We start from the raw sequence: 1,664 nt of genomic DNA on the forward strand, positions 1-1,664 counted from the left end.
TGAACAGCTCCCTGTCAAGTAGACAGTGGAAATAATAAAAAACCTTAAGCGGCTTGAATCCTGTATTCCAATGGGCTCAAGCCGTTTAACCTTTCTTGGTAACGCTCGTTATTATAAAATTGGATATACTCATCTATTGCCTGTTGTAAGGCTTCAAATGTTTCATATTTATGTAAGTAATACTTTTCACATTTCAACGTTCCCCAAAATGATTCCATCGGTCCATTATCTATACATTTTCCTACACGGGACATACTATGAGTCATGTTTGCTTTTTCTATTTTTCTCTTAAATCCATGTGATGTATATTGGTACCCCCGATCACTATGAATCAATGGTTGTTCATTCGCTTTTAATATATTGATAGCTTGGTCTAATGTCTGAAATACCAATTTATTATTGTTTGAATGTCCCAATACATAACTAATAATAGAGCCATCATAAAGATCTAAAATAGCGCTTAAATATGTTTTTCTTCCGCTTTTTAATTTGAACTCTGTGACATCTGTTACCCATTTTTCATTAGGTCTGCTTGCCGTAAATTCACGATTAAGTCGATTTTCAGCGACATATTGCGCAGTTGAGGGAACATAGCGTTTTCTTTTCCGACGAATCACAGACTGTAATCCAGCGATGTGCATTAAACGATAAATACGTTTATGGTTAAATTTTGTATGGTATCTCCTATTAATATTTAATTTCATTCTTCGATACCCATAAATGCCTCCTACTTGTTCATAAATCGCTTGAATATCTTGAAGAATCGCTTCATTTTCTAACTCTCTAGCTGTTGGCGTACGCTGTAGCCATTTGTAATAGGCAGCACGAGATACACCGGCAATTTCACATAAAAGGATGACTGGCAGATTTTCGTTCACATGTAAATCTTGAATCGCTCTATATTTATTTTGTAGACGAATACTTGTTAACGACGCCTCCTTTCGAGTTCCTCTAACTTTTTTAAAAAAGCATTTTCAGCACGTAATCGTTCATTTTCTTGTTTTAAACGTTTCATTTCTAGTTTAAATTTTTCTTCCACTGTTAATTCATATTCTTCTTTCTTTCGACCTCGTTTATCTTGTAATGCCTCTTCACCATTTGCCTCAAATTTCTTGACCCATTGGTATACTTGTTGATAAGAAACACCATAGCCTTCGGCTGTAAGTTGATAGTTTTTCTGATGCTGTAAACAGTAGTTTACAATTTGAATTCGTTCTTCTAATGTTGTTTTTCTTGTATTTGTCATAGATTTTGTCATTCCTTTACCCGTATCATGTAATTCTCTATGACTATTATACTTTTTAATCCATTTTCCCAAAACGGCAGTACTAGATATATCGTATTTTTGAATGACCTCATGTAATGAATAACGTCCTAATAGATACTCATTAACGGCCGCCAATTTTAGTTCTTTTGAATACGACTTCCAAGAGATTGCGTCTGTTAAACCATCTTCACCATTCAATTCATACCTTCTTTTCCAGTCTCTAATCGTTCCAGGATCAATTGAAAATTTAGCAGTAATATCAGCTATTGAATGCTGACCATCTTTATAAAGAGCTAAAATAGCCAACTTTTCAGCTTTAGAATATTTTATTCGTGACATAAAAACGCCCCCTTAGATAAACAGATTTTTATTTTTTATCTGTCTACCTAAGGGGGAG

At 34.3% G+C, this 1,664-nt stretch carries 1 protein-coding gene; it reads right to left on the reverse strand.

Features of this window, described 5'->3' with window-relative positions; genetic code table 11:
• Nucleotides 1-44: 44 nt before the first annotated feature.
• Nucleotides 45-1,606 (reverse strand): IS3 family transposase gene (locus JDS80_RS30560; RefSeq protein ID WP_199640804.1). Its coding sequence is split into 2 segments (ribosomal slippage): nt 45-973 and nt 973-1,606, totalling 1,563 coding nucleotides; the frame shifts between segments, so codons are not numbered across the junction.
• Nucleotides 1,607-1,664 lie beyond the last annotated feature (58 nt).

Source organism: Bacillus cereus group sp. N8 (assembly GCF_016483685.1).
Taxonomy (GTDB): domain Bacteria; phylum Bacillota; class Bacilli; order Bacillales; family Bacillaceae_G; genus Bacillus_A; species Bacillus_A proteolyticus.